This window comes from Dysgonomonas sp. Marseille-P4361 (assembly GCF_900343125.1).
Classification (GTDB): domain Bacteria; phylum Bacteroidota; class Bacteroidia; order Bacteroidales; family Dysgonomonadaceae; genus Dysgonomonas.
In genome coordinates this window covers 128,600-151,107 of record NZ_OPYL01000003.1, presented here as the reverse complement: position 1 = coordinate 151,107, position 22,508 = coordinate 128,600, and the positions used below count along the sequence as shown (strand labels likewise).

The following is a 22,508-nucleotide window of genomic DNA, read 5'->3' as shown; positions in this document are numbered from 1 at the left end:
CAGTAAATTAAAAAGCTGACAGAATATCTGTCAGCTTTTTAATTTTATTCTCTGATAATCTTAACTTCTCCATTTTTGCCAAGCTTAATGATGCTAGAAGCTTTTGCTTTGCTCAGGTCGTCTTGTCTATATTTGACTATATAATCTACTCCATTTTTTATTTCCTCACTAATTTCGTCAAAATTGGCAGGAGCGGGTTCTCCGCTGATATTAGCAGATGTAGAGACTAATGCCTTACGGAATCGTTTACATAGCTCATAAGAAAACTTTTCTTTTGTAATGCGTATAGCTAAACTTCCGTCTTCTGCTACTAGATTTGTTGCTACGTTGCGAGCATTGTCGTAAATTATCGTCAAAGGTTTGTCTGAGAGCTCAATTAGGTCTAAAGCTATATCAGGCACGTCTTGTATATAATAGTCCAGTTTAACAGAATTGTCTAATAAAGTAATCAAAGCTTTGCTGTCTACGCGTTTTTTTAGCTCGTATACTTTTTTTACAGCCTCTTCGTTTGTTGCATCACATCCTATGCCCCAAATAGTATCGGTAGGGTACAATATTAAGCCTCCGGCTACTAATACATCAAAAGCCTTTTTTATATCGTTATTCATTCTTTTTGTTTATTATTGAGTAATTGATAAATACATACATCTTCGAATGTATCGGTGCGTTGTATCCATTCTTTTAATATGCCGGTTTCTTCATATCCGGACTTTTTGAAAAGAGTGATACTTTTTTTATTATTGATTGATATATATGCATATAGTTGATTGAAGAATAAGAAATCGAAAGCATACTCATTAATCAAATCTAAAGCTAGCTTTGCATATCCTTTCTGTCTGTATTCCTTATCTATCAAGATGCCAACACCAGCTCTGCGATTGTGAGCATCAATATCATACAAATCAATTGTGCCAATTGTATGTCCTCCTTCGGTTAAGCATATCATCAGTCGCAACTGCTTACTTTGATACAAATCCATCTCCAATGCATCTTTGATATATTGACGAAGTGCCAATTTTGAATATGGAGCTAGAGTATTTCCATGAAGCCACAATGTACTGGAGTTTTCCCATTTGTAGAGAATATCCAAATCTTCGGGCTCTAAAGCTCTAAGTTTTATGATAGGGTTTTCTAGCAACATCTCTTTTCTTTATCTAACGGGGGTTAATACCCATCTCTTTCAAACATTTCACCTAAGCGAATGAAGAAGTTTTTCTTTCTTCTAACCCGTTGGTTTTCGCCCGATGACATCATTATTCGCTCGAAAGAAGTTTCACCTCTTTCCATTGCTCTGATAGCATGGTAAATAACACCCCAATCAGGTAGCCCTCCTAAATTTCTGTCATCGATGAATAAATCAGCATTGAGTTTGCGCGATGCGGTGCTTACATCTTCTTCCGGATAGTTCTTATTCGCTGCAAAAAACTTAAGTCCTTTACTTTCGCAGTAGTCAACAGCCTCTTGTAAGAGCTCATCAGTTCTTACAGACCACATGAGTAAAACGTGTCCGTCTTTTTGGAGTTTTAATAAAGTTTCTATCGCAAATGGAATAGGACGTCCTATTTTAGGATATTTATGTTCTACAATTGTTCCATCAAAATCAACAGCAATAATCATAATTATAGTGTGTTATAGTTTACATTCTGTAAGACTCATTAAACAAGGTTCGGTTTAAAATGGAGCGTCCAAGAGTAACTTCATCGGCATACTCAATTTCATCACCTATCGAAATTCCTCTGGCTATCATAGATACTTTTATATTTAGCGGCGCTAATTTTTTGTATATATAAAAGTTCGTTGTATCTCCTTCCATTGTTGTACTCAAAGCTAATATAATTTCTTTTATATTGCCCCTTCCTGCACGCTCTATTAAGCTATCTATTTCTAAGTCTGCAGGTCCAATGCCATCAATAGGGGATATGATACCGCCTAATACGTGGTATAAACCTTTATACTGCATTGTGTTTTCTATAGCCATCACTTCCTTAATGTTTTCAACAACACATATCGTTGACGCATCTCTTGATTTGTCGGAACAGATAGGGCATATATTTCCATCAGAAATATTGTGACACACACTGCAGTATTTTACTTCTTGTTTTAGCTTAATAAGAGAATGAGAGAAATTGTTTACCATAGCATCATCTTGCCGAAGTAGGTATAATATCAACCTTAAGGCTGTTTTTCTACCTATTCCCGGAAGCTTGGCAAACTCGTTTACTGCATTTTCGAGCAATACAGAAGGATATTTTTGAATCATTTTTATTTTTACCTAATTTAGAGATGTAAAGATATGAATATTTCATGGATTCTATAAATAAGTATTAGCTCGGAATTAATGTTATTTATAAGAGATAATCTGGATAGTATTTATTTAAGAGTCTCTTTGTTGATAAATAACAATAGGTTAAAGTCGAATTGTTTATTAAAGCCAGTTGTTTCTAATCTTGTTTAGCATCGTTTTTAGATATTATTTCAATAAATAATCTTAAGACTAGAATATACCTTTTGAAGGTTGGGGTGTGGTCTTGTTTTTTTTAATACTTTTGCATACTTAAAGTGTAGTGTTATTAGACGGTTTAAGCAAATATTTTTATCTGTTTTAGGCATAATTATCGGAGTGATTATGCTTTCTTTTGGACTTTTGAACACATCAAAGGTGCAAGAGTATGCCAAAGATTTGATTGTAGAAGAATTGAAAAAGAAAATAGGGTCTGATCTTGGAGTCGGACGTTTACATTTTCAGCCATTTAATACGATCGAATTAGATAGCCTTTATTTATACGATTTATCTAAGGAAAAAATATTAGTGGCAGATCGGGTTTCTGCAGGGGTCGATCTGTTCTCTCTGTTGAAAGGAGAGTTAGTCATAACTTCTGCATGGCTTACCGATTTTGAAGTGTATTTGTCTAAAGAAACACCTGAGAGTCCTTTAAATATTCAGTATGTTATAGATGCTTTTAAGTCTAAAGATGAACGTCCGAAATCGAAAATAAACTTTGTGCTTAATGCGCTTAATGTTTCGAATGGTAAATTGAATTATGATTTGAAAAGTGCTCCGGAAAAAAATGACAAATTTGATGTAAATCATATTGCAATTACTGATTTTGAGGGGAAGTTTGCTTTGAAATCTTTAGAATCAGACTCCCTGAATATTCAAGTGCGAAAAATAAGCCTAAAAGAAAAGAGTGGATTTGAGCTATCAAATTTGGTCTTTAGATTAGTTTCTCAGGAGAAAAAATATTCTGTTCGAGGTTTTAAATTAGATCTTCCGGGGTCAAACCTGGTGTTCGATAAATGTGCTTTGGATCTGACTCCCATTAGTGATACAGCTAAAGTTTTGGACTATGCGAAACTGGATTTAAAGATAGGTTCTTCGATTATTACACCTAAAGATATATCATCATTAGTGCCATTTTTTCAATATTTTGAAGACGATATTCGTTTAGAAGGGCATATAAAGGGAAGTATGGATGATCTTCTAGTCCAAGATTTATCCATATCAGAAAGTGATAAACTTCGTTTGATAGCTAATGCTGAAATTAAAGATCTTCGATTTCCTGATAAAACTTATCTGCTTGGTAGTATTGATGAGCTTTTTATAGCTAACAGATCTTTAGAAAATATTGTAAATAATTTTTCCAAGAATAAGAAGAAACTACCTTCTGTATTGAAAAATATAGGTACAATATCTTTTGTGGGAGATATATCGGGATATCTAAAACAGCTTACAGCCTTTGGTAGTCTAGATACTGATTTAGGTATAGTTAAAACAGACCTCTTGTTCGGATTTAACCCTAGAAATGGTGTTCGTTCTTATTTTGAAGGAAAAGTTTATACTACAGATTTCAATTTAGGAAAATTGGCTAACAATAAGGATTTAGGAGATATATCCCTAAACATAGCGGTTGATCTTGTTCAAAATACCTATGGGAAAATGAAAGGAACAGCAGAAGGTATGGTGCGGGACTTTGACTATAAAGGATACACTTATGATGAAATATTATTCAACGGTGGTTATGACGGTTTAAAAATAGATGGAAATTTAGCCCTAAATGATAAAAATGGATATCTTAATATAGATGGTTTGTTTGACTTGTCGGATAAAGAGAATCCAGACTTAAACTTTAAAGCCCAAGCTCATAATATTCAATTGGGAGAGTTGAATATTATGAAGAATATGGAACAATCTCACCTCTCATTTAAGATCGATGCTGACTTTAGAGGGAAGGATATAGATAATGCTGAGGGATATATTAAGATAGACTCAGTCGATTTTATACGGAAAGATAAACTATTCCAACTAGATAAATTCTTGTTGAATATCTCAGGTTTAGCTGATAATAGGGAATTAACTGTAGAATCAGACATAATCAATGGGAATATAAAAGGCGCTTATTCTTTCTCTTCTATAGCAACAAATATTCAGCAAAGTTTACAACCTTATTTGTCAGCTTTGGTTAAAGTAAATACAAAGAAAAAACCGGATGACAAGGATAATATATTCACATTCGATTTTCATCTAAATCGTACTGATAGTCTAAGTGATATTCTTAACTTACCGGTAACAATACATGAATATGCTGATATAAAAGGCTCTTATAACAACATAACGGATCGATTTAATCTTGAAGTCAGCTCACCTTCTATAAAAGCCGGAGGAATGAAGATTAGGGAAAGTCACATACTTGTAGAAAACCCAAACGATACTTTGACGGCAACTATCAACACTATTGTTTTAGGGAAGAAGGATGTAGAGAATAATGTTACTATAGCTTCCATGTTGAATAATAATAAGATTAATACAAATATCTATTTAACAAATGAGGCTCAGCAAAAAGCTGAAGGAGCATTTCATATTAATACAGAGTTTATAAAAGAAGAGGATATACCATTAGCTGTTGATATTAATATCTTACCAAGTGAATTGTTCCTCAATAATGCATCCTGGAAGATGGAGCAATCGGATGTATATATACAAAATAAATCTTATTCGGTGAATAATTTCTTGGTTTATAATGAGAATGGAGAGCAAGAAATAAAAATAAATGGAAGATATTCAAATGATCAGGATGATGTGTTGAAGTCCGAATTGAAAAATATTGACTTGGAGTATATATTTCAGACACTTGCAATAGATGCTCTTCAATTTGGTGGATATACGACAGGTAGTTTAAATGTGTCGACAGTGGAATCGAAACCTTATGCAACTACGAATCTGAATGTTACTGATTTTAAATTTAATGGGACAGAATTAGGACATTTAAGCCTATTTAGTGAACTGGACAAGGAAACAAATCAGGTCGCTATGGATGGTTTGATAACTAGTAAGGAGAATAAACTGACAAAGGTAGAAGGCTCTATTGACCCAATAAAGCAACGACTATCTATTAATTTTGATGCAGATAGTGTCGATGTTAGTTTCTTGAACAAATATGCGGCAACATTATTTGATAATATAACCGGACGTGGCTCTGGAAATGTACATCTGTTCGGAGACTTCTCTAATGTGACAGTCGAGGGTAAAGCTTTTATACAGGATGGAGGTTTAGGTATCAAATTTCTGAATACATATTACATATTCACTGATACAGTCTACATGAAGAAGGATTTGATCTATTTTGACAATCTGACTTTATTGGATCAGAACAATAATAGGGCCATTGCAAGTGGAAAAGTCTCACATGACTATTTCCGCGATTTTAATTATTTGGTTAACTTATCGGCTGACAATTTCCTTTTATATAATGCGACTCAGGTTCAGAATCCTATTTTCTATGGTAAGGTATTGGGCAGCGGAAGTGGTACGATTAGTGGGGATGAGAAGATTGTTGATTTGGACATAAGGATGAAAACTGAGGATCAAACAGTTATTCGTATGAATTTCATGGATGAAACAATCAACGAATACTCTTTCATTACTTATAAAAGTCAGCAAGAGGAAGATTCAGTAAAAGTTCCAAAGTCGAAGATGTTAACTCCTATAAAAACAGATTCGGAAATGGCTATTAATATGAACTTTTATGTTGATGCAACCCCTGATGCTGTAGTAGAACTAGTAATGGATCCGGTAGGAGGTGATATTCTTAGAGGATCGGGAAGTGGAGCGATGCAGTTTCAATGGAACACAAAATCTTCTCCACGTCTTTTCGGAACATATAATATAAACAGAGGTAGTTATAACTTCACTTTCCAGCGTATTATGGAACGTCGGTTCACTATACTTGATGGAAGTAGTGTACAGTTCCGAGGCGATCCATTCGAAGCTAATCTGGACGTAGAGGCAATGTATAAGGTTAATGCCAGTTTGGGCGATTTGGATAAGAATCTGGCACAATTTACTGGTCAGACTACAATTCCGGTTAATTGTATTCTTAAATTGACAGGTCAATTACAACGCCCTACCATCGGCTTAGACTTGAAATTTCCTTCTACTGATGCAGAGATCGAACGTCAGGTTAAAAACATTATTAATACTGAAGATGAAATCAATAAACAGGTTGCCTATCTGTTGATTCTGTCTAAGTTTAGAGCTCCACGAGGAGCCGAAGTGGATAGTCCTACTTCAGACTTTGCTGCCTTAGCGTCAGCTACGCTATCGAATCAGTTAACCAATATTGTAAGTCAGATAGATGATAGATGGCAGTTGGGAACAAACTTACGCTATAGTGACAGAGACATGACCTATACTGAGGCTGAATTATTACTGTCTAGCCAGCTATTGAATGATAGACTTCTTATCAATGGAAACTTCGGATATCGCAACGATATTAATGCCGATAGAGAAGCAATGGTAGCAGATGTAGATATTGAGTATTTGCTTAACAATGCTGGAACCTGGCGTATTAAGGCTTACAATCACTACAACGAGAAATATTATTACACATTAAGAGCCACACAGACTCAAGGAATAGGTATTATATATAAAAAGGACTTTGATAACTTTAAGGAACTTTTTGTTAGACCCCAAAAACGTAAGAAGACTTTATCTGAATATCTTATGCCTTTGCTTCCTGACTCCTTGCAAAAAGGAAGTGAATTGAGCCCTTTTGTTAAGATCAAGAAATAATGCTAACTCCGGAATTATTAGACTTTGTGAAAGAGCATGAAAAAGATGATATTCGTGCTTTGGCTTTACAAGCTAAGAAATATGCCCATATTGACATGGAGTTGGCTATACGTCAGATACAGGGAAGGAAAATAGCTAAAGATAAGTTGCCAACATGGTATGGCTATGAGCAGATAATCTATCCGAAACACCTTTCGCTCGAACAGAGTTCTTCAGAGCAAACAGCCTTATATAAAGCTTCGTTATGTAGTGGAGATTCCTTAGTTGATTTGACCGGAGGTTTAGGTGTTGATTTTTCTTTTATGTCAAAGTCATTTTCTAAAGCGATCTATGTAGAGCAACAAGAGGAGTTGACTGAGATTGCAACCGAGAATTTTCAGACACTGGGTTTAAGCAACGCAGAGGTAATAAATCAGGATAGTGTATCTTATTTGCGAACAATGCCTAAAGTAGATACTATATTTATAGATCCGGCTCGTCGCAATAATGTGGGGAAGAAAACAGTTTTGATCGAAGATTGTACTCCAAACCTTATAGAGATAGAAGATCTTCTGGAAGAGAAAGCCAAAGAAAAGGTGATCATCAAGCTGTCGCCTATGCTTGATATTACATTGGCATTGAACACTCTGGAAGGGATTACAGATGTACATATTGTTAGTGTAAACAACGAATGTAAAGAGTTGTTGTTTGTTAAGGATAAGAGAGTAGGGGAGCAGCCTGTTCAATTTCACTGCATCAATATTAGAAACGATAAAACGGATACATACATTTTTACTAAAGAGCAAGAAGAGTCTGCGAAGATTAATTACAGGTCAAATGCAGGAAAATATCTATATGAACCCAATGCATCAATACTAAAAGCGGGAGCCTATAAGTCTATTGTTCAGTCTTATGGGATTGATAAATTGCACGTTAACAGTCATTTATATAGTAGTGATGTGCTTATGAAAGATTTCGATGGGCGTATCTTACTGATAAACAATATTTTAAGTTTTAGTAAAAAAGATATTAAAGATCACCTCTCTAAAATAGGGCAGGCTAATATAACTGTCCGAAATTTTCCTCTTTCGGTTCAGGAAATCAGAAAAAAGACCAAGATAAAAGAAGGTGGAGATATTTATATTTTCGCTACCACTATGACAGATGAAAAGAAGGTTTTGCTGGTTTGCGAGAAGATAAAGTGATTATTTTTCTCTTGAATATATTGTTTGTACACCTATAAGACTATCGTAACGTTGCCCCGAAGGTCGGTAATATACATAGATGATATATTCATTCTCTGTCTCGTGGTAATTCCCTTCTATTTTTGAAGTAGAAAAACGATTTCCTGACTTTGTTAAATATTGATAGTTATACATCCCTTGTTTAAGGAGTAATGAAAGATAATAGACCTTATTACCTTCATCATATAGCATTTTATATTTTTCCGAAAACGTATTGTTTGTAAAATCACCATTTATATAAATATCATCAGAAATAGGTTCTTCCATTGGTATCGTAAAATTGGTAACAAAGTAATCGGCTTCTATATTATTATCTTCTCCCTCATTGGTACGGATAAAGAATTTTCCGTTCTGATCCTGATCGTAGCTGTAGCCGCGATTTGCCCGAACCTTATCGGCTGCAATATCCATGATATAGGTCGGACGTCTGTATTCAATGTGAGCTACATTCATCCCATTTGAGCGATAACTGGATGTCTCGAAACGTCTGTATTCATTACCGGCTTCAAATATGAGATCTCTGTTGTGTTCAAATATCAATTTTCCGGGGTTAACATATGTAGGTTTCAACTTTGCCTTTTCATTATCAAGCCTGTTATTCTGTTGAGCAAAAATAATAAGTTCGGTATGAGGGTCTCTTATATTCATTCCTTGATGATGTAGCGTAAAAGATAGCTGCTGGTGGTTTCTGTTTGTATCGATATCTGTATTTGACGATACGGAGGATGCTATGCTCAGCTGATTATCTACAACAGAGAAGCATGCTGTCAATAGTACTGTTTCCGGATCATCTTCTTCGTATATTTCAACTACATAATTACCCGACAATTTTAGTTGTATCTCATTGTTTGGTATTCGCAGGCTAAAGTGCGTGTATTCGACAGTGGTGTTGATTGATGGATCGTAAGTGTCTATATAATTATCGTTGAATCCCGACATGTAGTCGATCTCTGATATTGAAGAACTTACTTTCCAATAAGCGTCGCAATGCAATACTCTATATCTTAATCTATTGAAGGAATCCTCGGAAATACGGTCGAAGTCGATCTTCACAAAGTCTCCTTTATTCAGTTCTATAATTGGTTTGAAATTCGAATTCCCATTTTTGCTTACTTCTATCGTATGTATTTCGGGAGACAAAGCCTGTGTTCTGTAGGGCTGCGCCAATAATAAATTGCAAAAAAATAATAGAATGAAGGTCGCTTTATATTTCATCATTAATCTCGTTTGAATACTTTATCAGTAAAGCAAATGTAATAAAAAAACTGTAAGACATTCTATCTTACAGTTTCTTAACGGAATATATAACGTATATATTTTATTCTTCAAAGTCTTCTTTCATATTGTGGAATACGTTTTGAACGTCTTCGTCATCCTCGAATTTATCCAATAGTTTTTGGATCTGTTCTTGTTGCTCCTTCGACAACTCTTTTAAGTCGTTAGGAATACGTTCGAACTCTGCACTGTGAATTTCAAAGCCATTTTCCTCCAGATATTTTTGAATATCAGAGTATGATTTAAACTCACCATACAATATAATATCGTCTCCATCTTGTTCTACTTCGTCTACACCATAGTCGATTAACTCAAGTTCAAGATCTTCCAACGAAACACCTTCTTTGGCTGATATCTTAAATACACATTTGTGATCGAAAAGAAACTCCAAGCTTCCCGATGTTCCGAGAGAACCTCCGAACTTATTGAAATAGCTGCGTACATTTGCTACTGTACGAGTAGGATTGTCCGTTGCAGTTTCAACAAATATTGCGATACCAAAAGGTCCGTATCCTTCGTAGTTTACTTCTTTATAGTCAGCCTCATCTTTCGATATTGCTTTTTTTATCGCACGTTCAACATTTTCTTTCGGCATGTTTTCTTTCTTCGCTTGTTGCTCCAACACACGAAGACGTGGGTTTGTATCCGGGTCAGGTCCACCTTCTTTTACGGCTATGGTAATTTGTTTACCAAGCTTAGTGAACACTCGGGCCATATTGCCCCAACGTTTCATTTTTGTTGCTTTGCGATATTCAAACGCTCTTCCCATGGGTATTTAAAATTTCTAATGTTGTTTTATTTTGCTATGCAAAAGTATAAAAAATATTACATATAAGCTAAGTATAAAAGCTTTAATCGGAATAAATCTAAGCTCATTATTTTATTGAATTCTAAGCCTCTTTTTCGACTTTAAAGCAGTTTTGTTACTTTCAGATCTTCTTTTTTTACATATTTGCTAAATGTATATTTTGGCATAGCCAAAGCCATTCCTGCTAAAATGTGTTGTCCTTTGATTCCTATTGTATTACGGATAATATCTTCTGTATCCATCATGGACAATCGCCTCAGATATCCGGTATAGAAATGAGCGACATCCAAAGCTTCGGCCATCAAGGAGGCATTCTGATACGAAAGATTTGCATCGGGAGTAAACTCGATATCTTCGCAATGGATAAGGATTAAAGCAGTAGCTCCCCGAAGAATAACCTCATATCCATTATTATAAACCTGACTTAAACGTTGAAAATATAGACCTTTCTTTCTTATTTCTGCATCATCAGACTTGCTAAACTGTATATATAGATTATTGCAAACATCTATACATGCTTTGTGTACAGCTTGTAATGTCGACGGATTGGTTATGAGTGTATATTTCAAAGGACGTTTGTTTTTCGCTGTAGGTGCAAGGTTAGCCGCTTCAAGTATCATATCCAGATATTCCATCGGAATTGGCTTTTGAGAAAATGCTCTGTTTGATCTTCTCTTATGCATCAGTTCAAGTAATGATTCGGCTGAAGGCAATATCTCTTTCTTTACATTATATACTTTATAGAAGGAGGAGTGATGAACCGAATCGGTAGGACAGATCGATACACACTGTGTACATTCTAAGCATGTTTGTAAGTTGATAACACCTATTTCGCCTTTATCTTCAGTCTGAGTCAATATACGAACCGGACAAACGGAAACACATTGTCCGCAACGGATACAAGTGTCTTTATCTATCTCTAGTTTAATCATCGTTTTTTCGTTTTATTTCCAGATGGCAAAGATACGAAAGATTGGTTTGTTTCGAATCGATCAGTTTAGAATGGGGTATTAGTCGTACAATAGTTTTTAAAAACTCGTTTAATCTTAAAGTGTTATCTTTGTATGATCAAAAAGGAGGATATATGTCAAAAAAACGTAAAACTTTATCATACGTACTGAAGAAGAATAAAGAAGAACTTTCGAAAATCTATTACAAATACATATTTTTAATAATAATATTGGGTAGTCTTTTTATAGGAATTTTGTTCTATAAGCTAGATGCTCATATATTATTGTTTGGCGATACTCCTTCTGCCTTAGGAGAGTATGTGAAAACTGTTGCAACTGTAATGGGAGGCGGTCTTGTTGTGCTTGGTTTGTGGATTAATAACAGACGTGTTGCAGAACAAACCCGACAGAACAATATTAACGAAAAAGGGCAGATTAACAGTCGCTTCAAGGATGCTGCAACACTTTTGGATAGTGGGAGTGTGAGTTCTATGTTGTCGGGTGTATATGCACTTCATCAAATTGCTCTCGAATCATCGGTAGGCGATGAACGGCAGAGAGGATATGTAAAGATTATTCATGAAATTCTAAGTGCTTTTGTACGTGAGAATACGGAGAAAATAGTCAATAAGGAAGAAGGTACAGAGTGGCTGATAAACAAGAAGCCAACGATAGTGATTCAAACTATTATGACAGTTTTATTTAAGAATAATGAATTCGTTTATAGTGACCTTATGACAGATCTTTCGCATTGTATTTTCGAAGATATCGATCTTGATCAGGCACATATAGAGAATGTAGACTTTACAAAAACAAAATTCATACGAACATCAGCTAAAGAGTGTAGTTTTATTTCTTGTTATATGGATAATGCCTTTGTGGAACAGACTGATTTTTCGAATACTCGATTCGAAAAAGTTGTTTTCGATAACTCACATATTCACAATTCCACTTTCGAAGAAAGTCAATTCGATCAGTGCGATCTTTGGGATACCATTATTGCTGATACTTCATTTAATAAAGCGAAGTTCAAGAACGTAGATTTTCAGAATACAATTTTCGAAGAAAACGTTGATTTCCGAAACACTGTATTAGAGCAATATTCGTTAGAAGAAATAAGAACTCAGTCGGCAGAGTTGACCAAGGCTTAGTTGAAAAGAATAGTAAGCGGATATAAAAAGCGAGTCGTAAATTTTTTACGGCTCGCTTCTCTTTTATTCTATTTAGTAGGTAACTTCTTTAGATTTATCTTTGGTTTCTTATCATTAATAGTATTTCTTTCGAAAACACTTTTATAGATTGTGTTATCATCAAAGAAACCGCAATTTTTCAAGTAGAAGCAGTTCCCTTTTATTCCTCCTTGATAGTCTTGTCTAACTCCGGAATTGGCAGTTGCATCATATGTAAATGTTCCTTCAGATACTTGCATCCACTTTCCTTTGTTGGTTACAGCCCACTGATTGCCAAATAGTACTTCTCTTGTTATATAGCCCTGCTCAGGTATAAAATTTTCGAGGAAAGAATGCGCTCCTTGATACCAAGTATCCGTTTTAGGACGAGAGAAGCTAGCTATTAATCTCCAGCGATTTTCGTCTGTAGCATAAAAGTAAGACGTGAAAACGGTATTGCCTTTGCCATCAGGACGTATGCGGGTTAGAAATTTATAGGTAGTACCCGCTTTCCAAGAGTATTTCAGGTAGCTTTGTCCTCCTGAACCTTCATTCCCGAATTCTCCGATATGTACATCTTCTCCACGAGCTAATGTTTTTATCCTATCTTCTTCCGGTATTTCATTCGGATCGTCAGTGGTGAAAGGACTCCATACTGAGAAAAGAACGCGTCTTTCGTTCGGACTGTTTACCTGCATCCCAAAGTAACCGCCATTGAATCCGTTTGACATGTAGTACGAACCAATAACATCTTGTCCTTCGGGCACAGTTACTTCATTGTAGAACCATTCTATATCTTCACCTTGAGGGAGTGTGTATTTCATATGAACGGAAGGGCCACGTCTTGCCCAATAGGTTCCGAATTCTTTGACAAAGTATATCGTTTTTTCTGCAGCAGAGCCACTCACTATAATATCCGATATGTCGGCATACACATCACCTTTCTTGTCGATTGCTTCAAGGTCGATACGTACATATCCGGCTTTGTCCACATTTATCTGACCCACAGGAATTATTGACCAGCTATTATTTTTAAGAACTATTTCTTGCGAAGTATTATTTATTGAGACCTTAATCGTAGAACCTTCTCCAACAGTCTTGGTACGAAGAGACACATTTAACGATCCCGGATTAGAAACTTTAAACCAAGAAGAAAATTTGAGTACAGGATTATTCCAATTTGTGATACCTGCTTCACTCAGCGCATTTCGATCTCGTTGTTCGCCAGTAATATAAGTATTCCCATCGATCGGGATACTAATTATTTGTAGAACATTTTCTTGTGTGTTTTGGGCAAAAAGAAGCCCTCCTGTCAATAATAAGTAGAAAAATAAGGTTAGAATCTTTTTCATGTCTTTCTGTATGATTTAGTTTGATTACCCAAAGGTAAACAATTATAATAAAACAAAAGGATTCCCTAAAAGAGAATCCTTTGTATATAAGCGATATTAATATCTTTTATCTCAACTGAGCACCAAGCTCATTTTCCAGCGATTTCTGTATTTTTTGCATGATGGCGTCAATTTGCTTGTCGCTTAGTGTCTTTTCATCATCTTGCAACACGAAGTTGACAGCATATGATTTCTTGCCTTCCGGTAAGTTCTTGCCTTCGTATACGTCAAACAGAGTAACGTCTTTCAGAAGTTTACGTTCTGCTTTATAGGCAATCTTCTCTATGTCGTCAAATAATACATTCTTGTCTAACAATAAAGCTAAGTCTCTTTTTACAGCTGGGAATTTAGAAATGTCAGAAGATAGTACACTATGTTTCTTAATCTCTTTCATCAAAGCCCCCCAATTTAGTTCTGCAAAGAAAACATCCGAATTAATATCTTGTGCTTTCAGCACTTTTTTGCTAACAATACCTATAACACCTAACGATTTTCCTTTTCCTTTGGCTTGTATGTCGATTGCTGTGCTGAATAGTTCATTTGAGAATTGCTTGTATTCATATCTGTTGGTTGTGATACCCAAACGTGTGAATATATTCTCTACATGAGCTTTTAGCTGATATACTGTTGATTTTTCGTCAGGGGCAGCCCAGTTTGTATCTACACTGTTTCCGCTCAACCAGATACCAAGGTGAAATTCTTCGCTATATTCTCTCAGAACATCTTCTTCCGATTTGCGATCTGCATCGTAGAAGTAGCAATTACCAAACTCATAGAATCTGATGTTTGGATTCTGACGGTTTCTGTTGTAAGCAATACTTTCCAAACCTCCATATAGCAATGTTTGTCTCATTACGTTTAGGTCAGTACTCAATGGATTGATCAAATATACCGATCTTGACGCAGGAAAAACTTCTGAGTTTGTATAATAAGCTTCTTTCGTAAGCGAATTATTCATAATCTCTCTGAAACCGCTACCTGTCAATTGCTCCGAAATCAGATTTTGAAGATCGTAGCTCTTATCTGTAGGCGATTGGTACGAAAGGTTTGATTTTACACTTTCTCCCATTTCAATGTTATTGTAACCATATACACGCAAGATGTCTTCGATCACATCCACATCGCGTAGTACATCTACTCTGTATGTAGGGATAGACAATGTAAGACCCTCTTCGGTTTCCTTCTCTACAACAATCTCTAAACTGTCTAATATAGATTTTACCGTTTCTTTGTCGATATCTTTCCCAATCAACGAATTGATTTTTTGATACGAAACTTCAACAATAGGTTTCGCGATAGGGGTAGGGTATACGTCTTGTATTTCTCCCACAAATTCACCGCCAGCCAATTCTTTAATCAGCATAGCAGCATATTTCAATACAAAGATTGTGTCGTTAGGATCACATCCACGTTCGAAACGGAACGAAGAGTCAGTACTTAGTCCGTGACGACGAGCAGTCTTGCGTATCCATGTAGGGTTGAAATAAGCACATTCGAGGAATACGTCGGTTGTTGTTTCAGTTACACCTGATTTTAACCCTCCGAATACGCCACCGATACACATTCCTTCGTTTTCGTTACATATCATTAGGTCTCTTTCGCTCAATGTGCGTTCCTCACCATCAAGAGTTGTGAATTTGGTACCTTCGGATAGAGGTTTAACGATAACTTTTCCTCCGGTAATATATGCCACATCGAAAGCATGTAGAGGATGTCCTAAACTAAGCATCACATAATTGGTGATGTCAACAATATTGTTGATAGGGCGTTGACCAATCAGCGTCAATTTATTCTTCAACCACTCAGGGCTTTCCGTTACTTTTACGCCTTTTATAGTAAGACCCGAGTAGCGAGGACAAGCTTCTGTATTTTCTACTTTTACTGTTATCTCTCCACTTGGAACATCAATTTTGAAACCGTCTACTTTAGGCAAGTTTAGTGTTCCTTTTAGCTTATTTTGTTTCAAATAAGCAGCCAGATCTCGTGCTACACCGTAGTGTGAAGCTCCGTCTATACGGTTAGGAGTAATATCTACTTCAAGTACATACTCACTCTTGATATTGTAGTATTCTTTTGCCGGAGTACCAACTTTTGCATCGGCGGGCAGAACGATGATACCATCGTGGCTTGCTCCAATGCCTATTTCATCTTCGGCACAGATCATACCAAATGACTCAACTCCTCTGATTTTCGATTTCTTAATGGCGAAAGTCTCTTCTCCCGAATAGAGTTTAGTACCTACCAATGCTACTACAACTTTTTGTCCGGCAGCAACATTAGCAGCACCGCATACTATTTGTAACGGTTCTTCCTGACCTACATTTACAGTTGTGATGTGCAAGTGATCCGAATCGGGGTGATCTACGCAAGTCAATACTTCGCCAATCACGATACCTTCCAATCCGCCTTTGATGGTTTCTACTTCTTCTACACCTCCTGTTTCAAGTCCCAGAGAAGTAAGGGCGTCACCAGTTTCTACCGGAGATAAATCGAAGTCTAAATAGTCTTTTAGCCAATTGTATGAAATATTCATTATATGATGTTTTATATTATTCCAAAAAAGTCTGTCAAAAGTACAAAATATATTTTATTCGGTCTATAACAAAGTAGTTTGATTCTATTTAACCGAGCTTATATCTATGCATTATTTTGCTCGTAACGGGCAAATTCATCTACCGATCGGTTTACACAGTCTTCGAGAGACAGTCCGTAGAAGTAATTGCCGAGAATGTATATATTTTTATCTGTTCTTAACGAAGCTACTTTGTCAGCCATATTTAAATGCTCAATTCTCAGAGAAGGAAGCACATGATTTACGAGTTTCGAATCGAGAACATCTTCTTTCGCTATCTTCAAAACTTTGCATACTACTTCCATCTTTTCCTGATCGCTTTTTTCTCCTTTTTCGAAATGGAAAGTAAAGCTTCTTAGTTTAGGGTCTTCTATCAAGTCACGAGATACGGCAGAATGAAAATCTTCTGACAGAGAAATAATACCGGCCACAGCTTGCAAATCAATCTTCTCTTTCGGTACCACTACACTTAACGATTCGGAATGGAAAAGCGGGACAGTTGATAAGAGGCTTGCTGTTTTAGGCTCTAGTTCGCTTAATAGTTTTGCTGAATTTTGAGTGTCACTAGCCAAACCTAGAGAGTGAGTTGTATAACTATTCCCTTCGGAGGTAGTCACTTTATATAATTTCCCTTCCTCTGTTCTTTCTATCTTGTCAACTTTAGAGTTGGTAAGAACTGTGAGATTATCCTTTTCTCCGATCGTGTTTAATAGCGAGGCTATTCCTTCTCGGAAAGTATATTTGCGAGGGAAATCTTCGAATCGGTCTTTTCTTCTTTTTAGAAACAATTCGGCAGGATAGTTATCTGCGCTTTGAGATATAACGGCTCTGAACAGACAAGAGAATAACTTTTCGTAGTTTGATTTACCTACTATTTTGCTGAAATATTCTTTTACAGTTCTATTCTCTTTTGATGTAAAAAATATGCGTGGTCCGTTAAACATCAAAGGAATGAATGATAGTTCTGCAAACATCTTCTTTATCTTACCATCTGAGTAGACGACATAACTTCCTTTCCCAAGTGGTTGAATAATATCTGTACAGTCTATATCTTTCAGCATGGATAAAAGATGAGTATATGAATTGTAGCAAGTATGAGCGCCTAGCTCACGCCAATATGTAGGGTTATGGTCCGAAAATTCACTCTTAATTTGTCCGCCAATCTTTTCTTTTTCTTCAAGAATCAAAACTTTCTTACCTGACTTTTTCAGATTATGAGCGAATGAAATGCCACTAATTCCTCCTCCTACGACTATACAGTCATATACGATTTCTTCCATGATATTTTTATTTTGCATAATCTACAAAGATATAAGTAAAATTTGTTTTGCTAATCCTGATACAGATTTAAGTTCGTATATAATTTGAGAGAGAAAGAATTTTTAATTACTAAATTTGCATCAAGCATCACTTAAAATAGCTCAATCGAAGATGATTCCTTTTTTGTACAATGTGGCTCAGGCTTATTATAAGGCATACGGGCAAGAAGTTAGTAATTATACATTTGTTTTTCCGAATAGGAGAGCAGGTATCTTCTTTCAGCACTATCTGTCGCAAATAGCCAATAAACCGATATTCTCGCCCGAAATACTGACTGTTACAGATCTTTTCGAACGATTGAGCCCATATAAAAAAGCGGATCGCATCGAGATGCTGTTTTTATTGTTTGATATTTATAAGAAAATCAGCGGTACAACTGAGTCTTTCGATGAGTTCTTGTATTGGGGAGAAATGCTACTGAACGACTTCGATGATGTGGATAAATACTTAGTTGATGCACAACAGCTATTTCGTAATATACACGACCTGAAAGAAATAGATGCAGGGTTCAGCTATTTCACCGAAACGCAGATTGAGGCTATCAGACGATTCTGGAGTAGCTTTTTACCAATAGGGGAAAATGAAAAAAAGAAAGATTTCCTCGAAATGTGGGAAGTTCTTTTTCAGCTTTATTCTTTGTTAAGAGAGAAACTCAGTACCCAAGGGAAAGCATACGAGGGAATGATATTCAGGGATGTGATAGATAGAGTATCTAAAGATGTTGACTATAAATTACCTTTCGAAAAGATTGTTTTTGTAGGGCTAAATGGGCATACTAAGTCGGAAGAAACTTTGTTGAAATATTTACATAAAAGAAAGATAGCTGATTTCTATTGGGATTATTCATCTCCTCTAGTGAAAGATCCTCAGAATAAGGCTTCGTTCTTCATCGATAAAAATAAAGTGCAATTTCCTTCACAACTGTCTCTACAACCTGAAGAGTTAAGTATGGAGAAACCAAAACTGGAGATTATAGGCATTCCGTCAGCAGTTGGTCAGGCGAAATATGCTTATACTATCTTACAGTCTCTTGTAGCTGACAAACAGATACAGTCATCGTCTCAGGCAATGAATACTGCATTGGTACTTCCTGACGAGAATCTGCTTCTGCCGACATTGTACTCTATTCCGGAGGAGATAGATAAGATCAATGTAACAATGGGTTACAATCTGTCGAATAGTTCTATTGCGGGATTGATGGAGCATGTTTTCGAGTTGCAGCGAAATGTAAGAAAGTCTGAAAATTATGCAGGGTTTTACTACAAACCAGTTATGGCTATTCTGAACCATCGGTATATAACATCCACTGTCGGAGAGGATGCAAAACGGCTGAAGCAGATGATTTTGCAATATAACAAGACAACTGTTTCTGCATCAGAACTTCAGACGAACGATATTTTTAAACTGATTTTTATCCCGTTGAATGACTGGACACAAGTGCCCGATTATATCCGAAATATATTGTCAGGTCTGAGGTCGCTTCTGATAAGTAAAGAGAAAAATGAGGACGAGGAGAAAGAAGATAATGTAAGATCAATAGACATAGAAGGCGAGTTCATTGTTGAATATTATAAAACGATGAATAAGATGGAAGAGGCTTTTACCTCTTATGCACCCGATATGTCGATAGAGACTTATTTCAAGCTTTTGAAAAAGCTGATAGTAGGTATAAGTGTCCCTTTTCATGGCGAACCCTTATCCGGTTTGCAGATTATGGGAGTATTGGAAACACGTGCCTTGGATTTCGAGAATCTGATAATCTTATCTATGAACGAAGGCATCTTCCCTATGAAGCGTGCAACAAGCTCCTTCATCCCTTACAACTTGCGTAAAGGGTTTGAATTGCCTACATACGAACATCAGGATAGTATATTCGCTTATCACTTCTATCGGATGATAAATCGGGCTAAACGTATCTATCTCTTGTATGATACACGTACCGAAGGACTACAGTCGGGAGAAGTGAGCCGTTATTATAACCAGATTAAACATCTGTATCCAGATACTTTTGATGTTTCGGAAAAACTGACTACATATAAGATATCGTCATCGGAGAGTATGTCTATCACCGTAAATAAGACACCGCAGATAATGCAAAAGTTGTCTGCTTTCTTGGCAAGTGGAGAGAAAAGCTTGTCAGCAAGTGCTATAAATACCTATCTCAATTGTCCTCTGCAATTTTATTTCTCCGTAGTGGAGGGAATGAGCGAGGAAGATGAGATAGCCGAATCTATTGAGGCAAGCACTTTCGGAACTATTTTTCATGCTGTAATGGAATGGTTATATGAGCCACTGAAAGGGAAACTGGTCACGGCCGATCTTTTACACACGATAGCGAATGATGAGAAATTGTTGACAACGACTATTGAACGATCTTTTGCAGAGAACTATTTCAAGACTGATAAGGTAAAGAGACTTACAGGTCAGAATTACTTGGCAAGTGAGGTTGTACGTAAATATGTCAAGCAAGTGTTGCAGACGGATAGAAAACAGACTCCGTTTATCTATGTAGACTCAGAGAAAAGGTTGAAGACCGACTATCAGCTTCCTTCTGGAAAAAGGGTATCACTGAAAGGATTCATCGATAGGGTAGATGAGGTTAAAGGGCATACGCGCGTTATCGATTACAAAACAGGACGGGGTGACTTGCAATTTAATAAAATCACAGATCTTTTCGACAAGGAGTTAAAGGATCGTCCAAAAGCTGTGATGCAGGTATTTATGTATTCACATCTTTATCTATTAGAAAATCCGGGGAAAATTATAGAGCCGGGTATCTACTATTTGCGTAATCTGTTTTCTAAGAAATTTGATGCAGATGTGATTCATAAAGAAGGACGGGACGAGACGCGTATTGTTGATTTTTCTCTTTATAGAGACGAGTTTAAAGAATATTTCGATGAATGTCTCGATGAAATTTTTAATGAGTCGGAGCCTTTTGTACAAACAGCTACGGGTGAGGCTTGCCGATGGTGTATATTTACTAATATATGTAAAAAATAAAACACATTATTCATCTGGATAATGTGCTTGAATATATTATCTTAATTTGGTGTTTTAGAATACGTTATAAAAGTCAGGCTTGATACAGATACCAACACGTACATTCATTGTATACTTGTTGTAATCCAGTAAACTCTCTCCATACCCTTGATAGAAACGGGCGAATAAGTATTGGTTAGATCTTTCCGATATCCTGAACCCTGCAGTAAGTGTCGTATTTATATTAAAAAAGCCTCTTCTTGGATTTATATCAGCAGATAACCACCATTTGCTTTTGTCACTCATATAGTTAAAAGAAATATATCCCAACCCTTTGTAGTCTAATAGGTCTTTGTTATTCCCCCCATCTACATATGGAACCCATAATTCAGTTGCTATATTAAGCTTTGTGTTGAAATAATACTTCATTGACAGACTTAAATAGTTCCAACTACGAGAATCATCGCCATCACGACCATTAGATTCATGTCTTATTTGTGCAAAAGCTGCACCTACCAGCTTATTATTGTAGAATAGGTACTTCCCTAAACCTATACCTGGGTTATAGTTTGTATCCCTAAAAGGGCTTGATTCTGCATATATGTCCCAAAACGATTTTTGCGTATAAGTAAGATAAGCAAAAGTCTTGAATGGTAGTACACTCTTTGTTAATCTTTGTCTGATGCTAATTTGGAATGTAGCATCGGCCGATTCGTTGGTGATTTCTTCGTTTAAAGGAATACCCGAAACAAAGTAAGTGTCTTTGTACACAGCAAAAGATGGTAATTTATCCGCCATTCTTAATAATTCATCTTCTGATATTTCAAACTGTCTTGGCTTGAATATATTAGGGTCTTGCATCATCTTTTGATATTCTTGCTTCATGCTGTCACTAGCTACAGACAAGATATCTTCTTGAGCAAATAAAAGAGAAGAGCTAATAATGAGTAGGAGTGCAAAGATTGTTCTTTTCATCTAATTTGATTTGAATATTTACTACTTCTGGTGTGATGAAGACTTAAACCTCATTAATAACAAACAATGTTATTAATATATTGTTCTTCTGATGCTATACTTTTAGAATTTTAAGTATATTATTTTATAACTAAACTTTTATTAATTCGTACAAGTATCTCATAACTTCCTCTCTCTTATCTAAATCTCGTTTTATTTTAATAGGAAAATGTATTTCCTCTTCATTCCTTTCCGAAGATTCTTTAACACTTACATTATTGAAGAGGATACTCATTATTTCTATATTGACATCTTTTCTTACTTCTCCTAGCTCAATACTGCGTATTAATGCTTTTCTCCAGCTATCTAGTAGTTTGTTGTATATAATTCGATAACGATATACAAAATTAGGATAATGTTTAGCAGCTTGAATCATCAATGCCGTATAATTTAAGAAAAAAGTATGAGTGACACCGGCTTTAGCAAAAGCTCTGAATAGAATTTTTTGTTTCTTGCTTACTAATTCAATTAGCTCTAATGTTGTAAGTTCCTTATCTATTGTTGAGAGAATCTTATTGAAAGATTTAAAGAAGTATTCGTCAATAACGGCTTTGAATAAATCATCTTTATTTTCGAAGTACCTATACATAGCACCTCTTGACATCCCTATTTCTGCTTGTAATACAGATATAGATGTACTGTCATAGCCTTTAGTCATAAATACATCAAAAGCGCGTTTTAGAATATACTCTCTGCTGAATTTCATTTTCTATTATTTTATAAAAAAGTGAACGA

At 35.9% G+C, this 22,508-nt stretch carries 16 protein-coding genes; 4 read left to right on the top strand and 12 right to left on the bottom strand.

Annotated elements, in window-relative coordinates; translation table 11 throughout:
- Window positions 1–44: 44 nt before the first annotated feature.
- Genes DHU68_RS06965 through recR form a run of 4 tightly spaced genes read right to left on the bottom strand, consistent with a single transcriptional unit; the run spans window position 45 to window position 2,260 of the window.
- On the bottom strand, window positions 45–608 hold the full coding sequence (locus DHU68_RS06965) for an L-threonylcarbamoyladenylate synthase (RefSeq protein WP_108822264.1): 564 nt from the start codon (window positions 606–608) through the stop codon (window positions 45–47).
- Window positions 605–1,141, bottom strand: coding sequence for a GNAT family N-acetyltransferase (locus DHU68_RS06960; RefSeq protein WP_108822263.1), 537 nt, complete (start codon window positions 1,139–1,141; stop codon window positions 605–607). The genes DHU68_RS06965 and DHU68_RS06960 overlap by 4 nt, the downstream gene beginning before the upstream one ends.
- A 23-nt stretch (window positions 1,142–1,164) precedes the next feature.
- Entirely contained in the window at window positions 1,165–1,617 is a 453-nt protein-coding gene (locus DHU68_RS06955; protein WP_108822262.1) for a BT0820 family HAD-type phosphatase, read from the bottom strand.
- A 19-nt stretch (window positions 1,618–1,636) separates the two neighbouring features.
- On the bottom strand, window positions 1,637–2,260 hold the full coding sequence (gene recR, locus DHU68_RS06950; RefSeq protein WP_108822261.1) for a recombination mediator RecR: 624 nt from the start codon (window positions 2,258–2,260) through the stop codon (window positions 1,637–1,639).
- Window positions 2,261–2,626: 366 nt separating this feature from the next.
- On the opposite strand from recR, the gene DHU68_RS06945 reads away from it, so the two are divergent.
- Together DHU68_RS06945 and DHU68_RS06940 are read left to right on the top strand one after the other, a co-directional pair.
- Window positions 2,627–7,069 carry a translocation/assembly module TamB domain-containing protein gene (locus tag DHU68_RS06945; protein WP_108822260.1) on the top strand — a complete coding sequence of 1,481 codons (4,443 nt, stop codon included), beginning with the start codon at window positions 2,627–2,629 and terminating at the stop codon, window positions 7,067–7,069.
- Window positions 7,069–8,253, top strand: a complete 1,185-nt coding sequence (locus DHU68_RS06940; RefSeq protein WP_108822259.1) for a class I SAM-dependent methyltransferase — start codon at window positions 7,069–7,071, stop codon at window positions 8,251–8,253. Before DHU68_RS06945 ends, DHU68_RS06940 begins: the two co-directional genes overlap by 1 nt.
- Here the strand turns inward: DHU68_RS06940 and DHU68_RS06935 are convergent, their stop codons facing one another.
- The 3 genes from DHU68_RS06935 to DHU68_RS06925 form a co-directional block, all read right to left on the bottom strand.
- Window positions 8,254–9,510 carry a DUF5103 domain-containing protein gene (locus DHU68_RS06935; RefSeq protein WP_108822258.1) on the bottom strand — a complete coding sequence of 419 codons (1,257 nt, stop codon included), beginning with the start codon at window positions 9,508–9,510 and terminating at the stop codon, window positions 8,254–8,256.
- 100 nt (window positions 9,511–9,610) lie between these two features.
- Entirely contained in the window at window positions 9,611–10,336 is a 726-nt protein-coding gene (locus tag DHU68_RS06930; RefSeq protein ID WP_108822257.1) for a YebC/PmpR family DNA-binding transcriptional regulator, read from the bottom strand.
- 140 nt (window positions 10,337–10,476) lie between these two features.
- Window positions 10,477–11,307, bottom strand: coding sequence for a nitroreductase family protein (locus DHU68_RS06925; RefSeq protein WP_108822256.1), 831 nt, complete (start codon window positions 11,305–11,307; stop codon window positions 10,477–10,479).
- Between the two features lie 152 nt (window positions 11,308–11,459).
- Here DHU68_RS06925 and DHU68_RS06920 point away from each other — a divergent pair, with 152 nt between their 5' ends.
- Entirely contained in the window at window positions 11,460–12,476 is a 1,017-nt protein-coding gene (locus tag DHU68_RS06920) for a pentapeptide repeat-containing protein (protein WP_108822255.1), read from the top strand.
- Window positions 12,477–12,544: 68 nt separating this feature from the next.
- Here DHU68_RS06920 and DHU68_RS06915 read toward each other — a convergent pair whose 3' ends face one another.
- The 3 genes from DHU68_RS06915 to DHU68_RS06905 all read right to left on the bottom strand — a co-directional run bounded on the left by DHU68_RS06915 (window position 12,545) and on the right by DHU68_RS06905 (window position 17,737).
- Entirely contained in the window at window positions 12,545–13,846 is a 1,302-nt protein-coding gene (locus DHU68_RS06915; RefSeq protein ID WP_108822254.1) for a DUF3472 domain-containing protein, read from the bottom strand.
- Window positions 13,847–13,952: 106 nt separating this feature from the next.
- A complete protein-coding gene (gene pheT / locus DHU68_RS06910; RefSeq protein ID WP_108822253.1) occupies window positions 13,953–16,418 on the bottom strand; it encodes a phenylalanine--tRNA ligase subunit beta in 2,466 nt (821 codons plus the stop codon).
- 104 nt (window positions 16,419–16,522) lie between these two features.
- A complete protein-coding gene (locus DHU68_RS06905; RefSeq protein WP_108822544.1) occupies window positions 16,523–17,737 on the bottom strand; it encodes an NAD(P)/FAD-dependent oxidoreductase in 1,215 nt (404 codons plus the stop codon).
- A gap of 151 nt (window positions 17,738–17,888) precedes the next feature.
- Here DHU68_RS06905 and DHU68_RS06900 point away from each other — a divergent pair, with 151 nt between their 5' ends.
- Complete coding sequence (locus tag DHU68_RS06900; RefSeq protein ID WP_108822252.1) at window positions 17,889–20,780, top strand: PD-(D/E)XK nuclease family protein; 2,892 nt, start codon at window positions 17,889–17,891, stop codon at window positions 20,778–20,780.
- A 54-nt stretch (window positions 20,781–20,834) separates the two neighbouring features.
- Here the strand turns inward: DHU68_RS06900 and DHU68_RS06895 are convergent, their stop codons facing one another.
- Window positions 20,835–21,734 (bottom strand): phospholipase A, encoded by a 900-nt coding sequence (locus DHU68_RS06895; protein ID WP_108822251.1) that lies wholly within the window; start codon window positions 21,732–21,734, stop codon window positions 20,835–20,837.
- 130 nt (window positions 21,735–21,864) lie between these two features.
- Entirely contained in the window at window positions 21,865–22,479 is a 615-nt protein-coding gene (locus tag DHU68_RS06890; RefSeq protein ID WP_108822250.1) for a TetR/AcrR family transcriptional regulator, read from the bottom strand.
- Window positions 22,480–22,508 lie beyond the last annotated feature (29 nt).

Bases quoted from the DNA above. Each gene is read 5' to 3' on its own strand.
- DHU68_RS06965 (WP_108822264.1), bottom strand. From the start codon at position 608: ATGAATAACGATATAAAAAAGGCTTTTGATGTATTAGTAGCCGGAGGC.
- DHU68_RS06960 (WP_108822263.1), bottom strand. From the start codon at position 1,141: ATGTTGCTAGAAAACCCTATCATAAAACTTAGAGCTTTAGAGCCCGAA.
- DHU68_RS06955 (WP_108822262.1), bottom strand. From the start codon at position 1,617: ATGATTATTGCTGTTGATTTTGATGGAACAATTGTAGAACATAAATAT.
- recR (WP_108822261.1), bottom strand. From the start codon at position 2,260: ATGATTCAAAAATATCCTTCTGTATTGCTCGAAAATGCAGTAAACGAG.
- DHU68_RS06945 (WP_108822260.1), top strand. From the start codon at position 2,627: ATGCTTTCTTTTGGACTTTTGAACACATCAAAGGTGCAAGAGTATGCC.
- DHU68_RS06940 (WP_108822259.1), top strand. From the start codon at position 7,069: ATGCTAACTCCGGAATTATTAGACTTTGTGAAAGAGCATGAAAAAGAT.
- DHU68_RS06935 (WP_108822258.1), bottom strand. From the start codon at position 9,510: ATGATGAAATATAAAGCGACCTTCATTCTATTATTTTTTTGCAATTTA.
- DHU68_RS06930 (WP_108822257.1), bottom strand. From the start codon at position 10,336: ATGGGAAGAGCGTTTGAATATCGCAAAGCAACAAAAATGAAACGTTGG.
- DHU68_RS06925 (WP_108822256.1), bottom strand. From the start codon at position 11,307: ATGATTAAACTAGAGATAGATAAAGACACTTGTATCCGTTGCGGACAA.
- DHU68_RS06920 (WP_108822255.1), top strand. From the start codon at position 11,460: ATGTCAAAAAAACGTAAAACTTTATCATACGTACTGAAGAAGAATAAA.
- DHU68_RS06915 (WP_108822254.1), bottom strand. From the start codon at position 13,846: ATGAAAAAGATTCTAACCTTATTTTTCTACTTATTATTGACAGGAGGG.
- pheT (WP_108822253.1), bottom strand. From the start codon at position 16,418: ATGAATATTTCATACAATTGGCTAAAAGACTATTTAGACTTCGATTTA.
- DHU68_RS06905 (WP_108822544.1), bottom strand. From the start codon at position 17,737: ATGGAAGAAATCGTATATGACTGTATAGTCGTAGGAGGAGGAATTAGT.
- DHU68_RS06900 (WP_108822252.1), top strand. From the start codon at position 17,889: ATGATTCCTTTTTTGTACAATGTGGCTCAGGCTTATTATAAGGCATAC.
- DHU68_RS06895 (WP_108822251.1), bottom strand. From the start codon at position 21,734: ATGAAAAGAACAATCTTTGCACTCCTACTCATTATTAGCTCTTCTCTT.
- DHU68_RS06890 (WP_108822250.1), bottom strand. From the start codon at position 22,479: ATGAAATTCAGCAGAGAGTATATTCTAAAACGCGCTTTTGATGTATTT.